Below are 9,454 nucleotides of genomic sequence, written 5' to 3' on the forward strand. Positions count from 1 at the left end.
AAAATGGATGATCACCAAAATAATAATTGATATGCAGGTAATTTTCATTAATATATCTAGCTATATTTGCTTCCTTTATTAATTCTTGAGCATCCGTATTTGAATGCCCTTCCACTAGTCGCATTTTTTGTTTTAATTCGTTGACGTCCGCCTCATATATTGGTATTAATGCTTTTTTTGTACTAAATTTTGCTTTTAAATCTTTCTCAATTCTTTTTCTTTCTTCTTCATCAGAATATACTACAATTTTCTTTTTGAAATTATAATCACTTTCATTTGGAGAAACATGTGTCTTATAATCCATAGCATAATTGATTACCGTACTAGTTAATTTTTCAATACTATTAGCATATAGGTAAAAATATAGAGAGTTAAGGTCACTTTCATTTAAGAGAGAGCGTTTGGGATCTATTTCGTAACATATATATTGGTTCAAAGAAATACAATTGAATTTATATATCAATATATTCTTATACTTTAACCTAACCGTTCCCCACATAACACTTACTCGTGCTTGATAAACACTAAAAGCTTCAATGGTTGGAGAGGATGAAGGATCAAACGATATTTCTATATGAAAGTCTAAATTTGAATTATAAACACACATTTTTGGAGCTTCATTGTCTCCTTCATGATATGTCCAATTAATAATATCTTTTAGAGCAAATTTAAATTGTTCTATAGGTGTCAGATCAAGATGAAAATGTTTTTTCCACAAGTTTTCAATAGTTTCGTAAGTTGGAGCCTGTTGTTTTCCAAAATTTGAATCTTCGTCTCTAAAAAATATTTCTCCATGTCTTAAAGCTAGTCCATCTTTTGTATAATCTGCCCTTAGGTAGAAGGGAACTTGATCGCTATCCTTTATTGTAAGAATATCTACTAGTTTATTTTCTAGTTCTAATGTATTAACCAGTACTTTCGGAATCGAACTATTGGCAAAATTAAGGCTTTGTAAAAAATCACTAATATTTTGCTGATTTTTTCGATTCTTATCCGTATCGGTTATACCAATAACGTCTTTACCGTCATTAATTCCATATATTAAATAACAGTCATGATGATGAGCAGTATTAGCAAAACTAAGAATATCCTTTAAAAGCTCACTATTTGTATTTTCCCATCGTTCTTTAAAATCATAAGTATCAGTTTCATGTTGCGACGAATGTAAAATTTCTAGTAATTCATTTTCATTCATACTTGTTCTCCAATAATTACTAAAAAACTATTTTAATCCCTGATAAGGGAGAATTTACCAATCAATGAGGTGAAAAATTGATTGGCTATATAAATGCGAGCAATACAGTGATTTAGGCGTTTCAAATTAATTGAATCTGATAAAATTTATTTGACACAATTAGATTAATCATTTGACCTCAAAATAACAATTAAGAAGGAAGCCATTTTTTTCTGATTTAAGGGGGAAATGGCCTTCCCAGATAATTTTTCATGTATACTAGCAATTCAAACCTATTCGATATTAATATAATTAATTTCACAATGATTCAAAATATTCTTTTAATTTCTGGGAAATTAATTGACGTCGTTTGACCAAAAAATCTTCGTATTCTGTATAATCATCGTGCTTAAGGCTTTCAGGAATAGCATTTTCAGAAAATGATTTTGCGTTCCCATATTTAATGATTTGTTGGTCAGCAAGATAATCTTTGGGTGCTCGATCACTTATTTGTAAGTTTCTTGGTTGTGTGATCCAAATATAATTTGCAATTTGATTATACATTGTTTGTGATAAACCATTTTTCTTTAAATAAGCTCGAGGAAAAATATGATGAATATTACCCTGTTCAATTAATAGATCAGCCACTTCATGATCTTTTTCCAGCCAGGCTATGGTGTGTTTTCGCACTTGTGACATTACAAATATTCGCCAAACATTAGCCTGAGTCGAGGAGGAAACCAGAGCTCCATTAGGTAGCGTGTTGTGCCAATAAGAATCGGGCAATTCTTGTTTTACGATTGAATTCAAATATTTAACAGGATCAGTACTGGCAAATTTCCTTATATCAGTTTGAGATTGGGTCTCTGAAGAACCACTATATCTATAGGTCAAGGCCGACATAATGATCCATTTTTTTACAATAGTTTCTAATTCGAAATTAGTCGTTTGTCCCTGATATTTAAGCAGTAAGTAAAGAGAATACCCAAAGTTTATGGCCCCTTTACCACTTAAAGACAATGTCTTTCTGCTAATCATTCCTAGACTTCTTAGTAACATAATATAACGTTCAAAATTAGATTTATTTACAAACCTAAGCAAACCGGTTTCTAATTCATGATAGGCTTTATCCATGGCTTCTTCAGTATAAGTTTTGGTTTTGAAGTCTCTCCCAGAAATCAGTCCGACTAAATCGGTTAGTTTGCCTCTGCCAAACTGAAAGTTCAAAATGACGTGTAAGATATCACCAAAATCTGGATCATATAAATCTGTACGTTCATTAGCTGCCCAAGCTATCTGTTTAAAATAGTTGGAAGCCGTAAAGCCAGCATCATTATTCTTAATATCAGCCAGCATAGTTGGATTAACTAACAATTTAGCAAAGTAGTCGATCGCCCTTCTAATTTTTTCTCCGTTGTGTTTTTCATCAGCAGATAATTTTGACATAACAAAATCGGCTGAATTTAAAACCGTACCCTTAGAATTAATCCGGTTAAAAATTTCTGTTACATCTTCAATTGGTAATTCTGAAGATAAAACGATATTTCCAATATCATTGTTCGTTAGCGCATGTAATTTTTCAATAGCATTCACGGCCTTGTCTCTTTCTGTTGGTGTTTTATCATTATTTTTTAACAAAAAATTGTTTATAAAAGAAAAGGTATTAGCCATTTGAAATAGGTTAGCAATGTCATTTATCCAACGCTTATTCTTTTCAATTGGCGCCGTTGTCGTTTCAAATTTCTCATTCCAAGGATTAAAGGCAATCTTTATCCTTTTAGATTCCAATTGTTTATTTAAAATAGGCTCCCCAGTTAAAGCTGCCCTTAAAGCTGTAATTCGTTGTTGACCATCAATAATTATTTTCTTACCGACAGCGGACCCGCCACCTTTAAGCTTCACGGTTGTATTATTCCAAGTAATTAAATAGCCGATAGGGAATCCTCGATACAAAGAATCAACTAAATCTCTGACTTTAGATGATTTCCATACAAATGGTCGTTGTAACTCTGGTAGGCCAATTTCACCACTTTTAATCCAGTTTAAAACCGTCCCAATTGAATTATTTTGTACTTCGTATTGTTTGGTTACTACATTTGACAATAAACTCTCCCCCTAATTTAATCAGATTGGCTATTAACAAAACATTTTTTGCATGTAGCCTTTTTTTAGTTCTTTAAGCTTTTCAACTTTACGCTGATTGGCAGCGATAATTTTGTCGACTAACTCAAACAAAGTACTGACCTTATTTTGCTCGTCCTCTTTTGTCACCGTTATTGGAATATTACTAATTGTACTTTTAGATAAACTCGGAACTCCAGTTGATTCGTCATATTTTTTCCACTGAATCAATTGTGACAAATCGAAAATAAATTTAGCATCATTTTTGTTTTTAGGAGTCATAAAAAATAAAGTATCAACCGTCCAAAACGGAGCGCTAAGAAATTGAGGCTTATCAATTGATCCTTTTCTACCAATACCAACAGAATCTCTATCGGATAATTTACCGTTCACACTCAGCATATAGCCGCCAGTTCCAAAAACTGGAATTTTTCCTCTACCTAGCTTTTTATAATCCCTCCCAGAATTAATCTCTACAATTTCTCCCAACTTACGCTGTTCCCAAGCGTCAGCAAACCCTGCAAATCTTAATTGCGGGAACTTACTACCATTCTGGGGAAACAATTTCTGTAAATAGCCCTGTTTAAGTTCCTTAAGCAAATCTAACTTACGCTGGTTAGCAGCGATAAGGTTGTCCACATTCTCAAGAAAGCGCGCAATCTTACTTTGTTCTTCCAAGTTTGGTAGCGGAATTGGCATCTGGACAAAGTCTTTGTCTTTAATTGCAAACCGATCAGCACGAGCACCTGTGTCCCCGTTAAGTTCCATGAATCGATGCCACTTTGTACTTGAAAAGTATTTTTCCAAGTACATACCATCAACGTTGTGCGCTCGGAAAATGTAATAAAGCGGTGACATAACGCCGGTACGTCCCAGTGTATTGCGCTTAATTGGGCCAACGGGCGCGAAGTTTGAAATTCGAGGGTTATAAACAAAGTCCCCGTCGCGTACAACATAATACGTGTTCAAGTTTTTCTCGTTTGAAATATCCTTATCAAAAAAATCACGTTGGCTGATAATACCATACTCGGCTGAGTTGGTTAATGTCTCCGAAAATTCATTATCTGAGTTCTTTTCGGTGACCTTTTCAGATATATCAGTTAACTTACGCTGTTCCCAAGGATCAGTGAAACCTTTAAATCTTAATTGCGGATATTTAGTTTGTTTATCCTTCATTGTGGGCCTCCAGTTTTGACTGGTCATTAACCTGGGTGGTCACTAACTGGCTAGCTAATTCATTAAAGGCTTGTTCATTCTGACTGATTTCCTCGTCTAGTTGCTTCAGATCAGCTTTAACTTGGTCCAGATCAATCTCGGGTTCCGGTTCAAACGTATCAACGTAGCGCGGAATATTTAAATTATAATCATTCTCTTTGATTTCCGCCGGTAAGGCCACATGAGCATATTTATCGACATCTTGCCGGTTTTGATAAGTGGTCACAATTTTTTGAATATTGGCTGCCGTTAGCTTATTTTGATTCTTGTCCTTTTCAAATTCCCGGGACGCATCAATAAACAAGACGTCATCAGTGGTTTTATGTTTCTTTAAAATCATGATTAACGTTGGAATACCAGTGGAATGAAAAATATTGGCGGGTAGTCCAATAATGGCATCAATCCGGTTATCTAACAGGAGCTTTTGGCGAATCTTGCCTTCTTTAGCACCCCGAAATAATACGCCATGGGGTAAGACAATGCCCATAGTCCCGTGTTCCTGCAAATGATAAAAGCCGTGTAGCAGAAAGGCAAAGTCGGCTTTAGATTTAGGTGGTAAGACGCCATAGTCGCGGAAACGGGGATCAGACAAGCGTTTATCACTGTTATCCCAGTGTGCCGAGTAGGGCGGGTTCATAACGACGGCATCAAATAAGTAAGGCTCGTCAACCGGCCAATCTTTACTTAACGTGTCACCATTGCGTAAGTGCATATCGTCATACGAGACTCCATGTAACATGAGGTTCATACGGGCCAGGTTATAGGTCGTGGTGTTCAATTCTTGGCCGTGATAACTCACTAAATTGGGGTCTTGCACGTGCTGTCCGACATTTAATAGCAGCGAACCAGAACCAACTGCTGGATCATAGACAGTCCGCAATTGGTTGTCACCTGCATTGCGCTGATAAGTCACAATCTGGGCAATAATGTCGGACACCTGCCGTGGAGTATAAAATTCACCCGCCTTCTTACCAGAATCACTGGCAAATTGCGCGATTAAGTATTCATAGGCGTCACCTAAGACGTCGCCTTGATGATGGATAAGATCAATCGCATTTAAAGCTAACATGGTATCACTGATAGTTTGATTCCGTTGTTGTAAAGAACTGCCTAATTTATTACTACTTAAATCCACATCGGCAAACAAGCCCGAAAAGTCTTGCGCTGAAGATAGATTTTGTGTCGACTGTTCCAGATCATGAAGTGCTTGAGATAAATCGTCTAACGCAAAAGTATGGGCTTGAATCTTGCCAATCAGGGTGGTGTATAACGCTTGTGGTTGAATTAAATAGCCGAGCGTGTTTTGCAAATACTCCACTAAACTGGGCTGCACCGAGACGCCTTCCAACTCAAACTGAGGATCCATATACTGGGCATATTTCTGGGTGACATTTTCGGTTTCACCTGCCCATTCACTAAAGGTCGTCAAGGTTTTCTCAGATAGGAACCGATAAAAAATTAACCCTAATAAATAGTTTTTATATTCAGAGGCGTCCATTTTCCCGCGTAAGACATCGGCCGCATTCCATAGGGCGCTTTCAAGTTGACTAGCTTGCATTGTTTTTTCTGACATTGTTTAACCTCACTTATTTTTGTAGATAAATTGCTAAATCGTGTTCAATAAACTGCCGCCAAGCGGCCTGGGACTTAATCCGGTATAGTGGCAAAATAGCTGGAATCTTCGGCCCAGTGGCAGTTTGAGCTTGTAAGGCCGCTGCTAAATTTGCTGACTGCGTTAATTCTTGTTCATGATGCCATTCATCGGTACCCACGGTGTGTTCACGCGCCACCCGCAATAGGGCTGTTTGATCTAAGCCCCACGTATGGGCGAATACCGACGTTTTTTTGACCAATTGTCTCTGGGCATAATCAGCCACCAACTCCCGAGCATTCAACGCTACTGGCGCTTGATTTTGGTCACTCTGTTGCTGCGACTGTTGCATTTGTTGCTCAATATAAGGCATGGCTTCGCGAATTAACTGTGCCTGTTGCGGTTGCGTTTCCGCTAATTTATTCAAACTAGCCTGTACTTTGGCACTATTTTGCAGGTAATCCGTCATATGCGCTTGTGCTTGATCAGGCGTCGAGTACTGTTGCTGTTCATCAATCCAATCTTGAATTAATTGCGTCAAATAATCATAATCCACCAAGACGACTGAACCAACGGCTAGGGAAAAGTCTAAGGCAGCTAATTCTTCGGGGATTTTCTCAGGCTCTTGGTTAGTAACCGCCGCTTTAATCCGCAGATATTTACCCGTATAGGATTCTACTTCGGGCTGAGCGATACCAAAGGCCTTTTCACTGTTTTCCCAAGTGAAATCGTTGTACATCGATAAGGAATTCAATTGCTGATTCACTTGGCGAAAGGCTTTCACAAACTGTACCTTGGCAGTGGTTCCTTTCAGGTCATCGGCCGCCGTCGGCGTTTGAGCAATGGCTTTTAAATCCACCACAGCCTTTTGAAATTTTAAGGCGGCCTGCTGATAAGTGGGACGAATGATGACATTAAAAGAGCCTTCGCCACTATATAACTTGTAAGCTTCACGTTCGTTAGCTTCCATGATTGCCGGTACCCGAAAGGTCACAATTTGGCCTTCTTGTTTTAATTCCCGGTTTTGGAGCCGGTTGGTGCGTGAGTAGGCTTGAATAAGTTCTTGATAGGCTAAGGTGCGGTCAACAAAGAGCGTGTTTAGCCGAGGGGCATCAAAGCCTGTTAATAAACGGCGTACGACAATCACTAAATTTATTTCTTGATCCGTTTGTAAATGAGCAAAGACCGCCTCACGCCGAGCAGCCCGTTTTGCGACATCTTCGTTATAGAGATTCAGATCGGCTAAATCAAAATTAGTGTGATACTGCTGATTATAATCTTTTAAAATGGTGGCCATTTGGTCATGTTTGTGCGCACTCTGATCTTCGTTTTCACTTAATGAATAAGTAATCGCAATCCGGGGCCAATCAGGATCTAGCTGATTGTGAGTAGTCTTTTTAGCGGCTTTAAAGGCTTGATAATAGCGTTGCGCCATTTCAATGGAGCTGGTGGTTAAAATCGCATTGTAGTTGCCATGACCCAAACTCGTTTTACGCGGGCCTTTTTGTAAAATATATTGAACAACTTGGTTAATATGTTCATCGGTCTCAAAGTCAGCCGGAGTTAAATACGTTTCTTCCAAGTCCTTGACTGACATCGCTTGAATCTTGGCTTGAATTTTCGCTTCATCAGCCGTACTCAGCAGGCGGCCTTGCTTATCGCGACGTGCTTTGACGCGCTGAGTTTCTTTTTCGAGGGCCCGGGTTATTAACGTGTCTTTCCCAATCGTCGTTACGTGTTCCACGTTAAACGGTAACACGGCTTGGTCCTCTAAGGCATCTCGCAAATTATAAACGTGACAGACTTTACCAAATAGCTCCTCCGTCGTAACTGCTAGATCACCTTTGAGCTGTTTCTTATTTTCATTAAAAATGGGGGTGCCAGTGTAACCATACCAGTTACTATTGATAAACGCTGCTCGAATTTCCTTTTGCATCTTACCAAACTGCGACCGGTGGGCTTCGTCAACAAAGAAGATCACCCGTTGCTTTAAAGTCTTACTAAAGCGGGATTGCTTACCGGTTGCCAGCTGGGCTTGCGTTTTTTTGACCGCCCGATGGAGCTTTTGAATCGAGGTGACCAAGACCTTACCGTCATTTTGTTGCAATTTACGCATTAAATCACCGGTGTTTTGGGCTTCGTTAATGGCAATATCATCATTGGCGGCATAGGCACTAAAGTTGCTAGTTGTCTGTTCATCTAAATCCCGCCGGTCAACTAAAAAGATGACCTTATCGACACCAGGATCTTGCGCCGCTAATTTAGCGGTCTTATATGAGGTGAGTGTTTTACCAGAACCCGTGGTATGCCAAACAAAGCCATCTTGATGGTCATGAATCCGGTGCATCACGGCTTCAATCGCATAAATCTGATAAGGCCGTAAGAGAATTAAGCTCTGACGTTCTTGGTCGATGACCGTATATTCACTGACCATTTTGTGGGCCATGGGAATATTAAGGACTTGGCGCGTAAACGCTAAGCCGTTTTCCACGGGGTGATTATCCCGCGTTCGCCAATTGAACAAAAAGGCTTTATTGAAATGATCCGGTTCGGCATTCGCAAAATACGCCGTACTATCCGGCGTCATAATCACAAACATTTGCAACAGCGAGTAAATTCCCGTATATTTACCTTCCTGCGCGTATTTTTCAATTTGATTAAAAGCCTGGTTAAGTTCGACCGTGGCTTTTTTTAGTTCCAATTGAATTAAGGGTAACCCATTAATCAATAGGGTTACGTCAAAACGGCGATCAGGATCGACATCTTGAGTACCAGCTAACCGTGGTCGCACTGCTTGCCGTACCACTTCATAACTAGATTTACCGCCAGCAACGTCCGCTTTCCAAAACAACTCGACCGTCACCGTGCCCAGCTTAGCATCATCACGTTCAACTTCCACTTTGCCAATGCCATTTTCGGCGGCTAGCAACTTAGCTGCTTCGTAAGGTGTCCGGACCTCAATCGCCCGTTTAACCTGATTAAATTCGGTATCAGTTAAAGGGTGTCCCTGCAATTTAGCATAATTATTGTTATTTAATTTATCACGAAAATTAGCCCATAATTGATCCGGCGTCGCACCATACAGGTCTTTTCGTTCCACCCATTGATTGCTTCCAGTCGTTAAGGTTTTAACAACTTCTTTTTCAAACGACAGTTCCAACATAAAAACATTCCTTCCCCCACCTTTAAATTACTCACTAGTTTATTATACGCGAACAGATTAGCATTTAGGCTTCATAATTTAATATAGCTAGGATACAAATAAAGCCAAATAGACAAGCATCAAAAAAACGGAAGGTTAATTATTAAGTAACCGTTCCGTCCTTTTATGTTGAAACATTTCGAATTTCTGG

At 38.9% G+C, this 9,454-nt stretch carries 5 protein-coding genes; all 5 read right to left on the reverse strand.

All coding sequences use genetic code 11. The features are described 5' to 3' along the window. Window positions 1–1,195 (reverse strand): AlbA family DNA-binding domain-containing protein (locus tag PPA04_RS08720; protein WP_057784982.1); only part of this gene is annotated, 1,195 nt, incomplete at its 3' end. 297 nt (window positions 1,196–1,492) lie between these two features. Next, entirely contained in the window at window positions 1,493–3,277 is a 1,785-nt protein-coding gene (locus tag PPA04_RS08725) for a GmrSD restriction endonuclease domain-containing protein (RefSeq protein WP_057784981.1), read from the reverse strand. 33 nt (window positions 3,278–3,310) lie between these two features. Then, on the reverse strand, window positions 3,311–4,471 hold the full coding sequence (locus PPA04_RS08730) for a restriction endonuclease subunit S (protein ID WP_057784980.1): 1,161 nt from the start codon (window positions 4,469–4,471) through the stop codon (window positions 3,311–3,313). Continuing rightward, on the reverse strand, window positions 4,461–6,083 hold the full coding sequence (locus PPA04_RS08735; RefSeq protein WP_057784979.1) for a type I restriction-modification system subunit M: 1,623 nt from the start codon (window positions 6,081–6,083) through the stop codon (window positions 4,461–4,463). Before PPA04_RS08735 ends, PPA04_RS08730 begins: the two co-directional genes overlap by 11 nt. 13 nt (window positions 6,084–6,096) lie before the next feature. Further along, entirely contained in the window at window positions 6,097–9,264 is a 3,168-nt protein-coding gene (locus PPA04_RS08740) for a type I restriction endonuclease subunit R (RefSeq protein WP_057784978.1), read from the reverse strand. Window positions 9,265–9,454 lie beyond the last annotated feature (190 nt).

Source organism: Pediococcus parvulus, from assembly GCF_007990205.1.
GTDB classification, from domain to species: domain Bacteria; phylum Bacillota; class Bacilli; order Lactobacillales; family Lactobacillaceae; genus Pediococcus; species Pediococcus parvulus.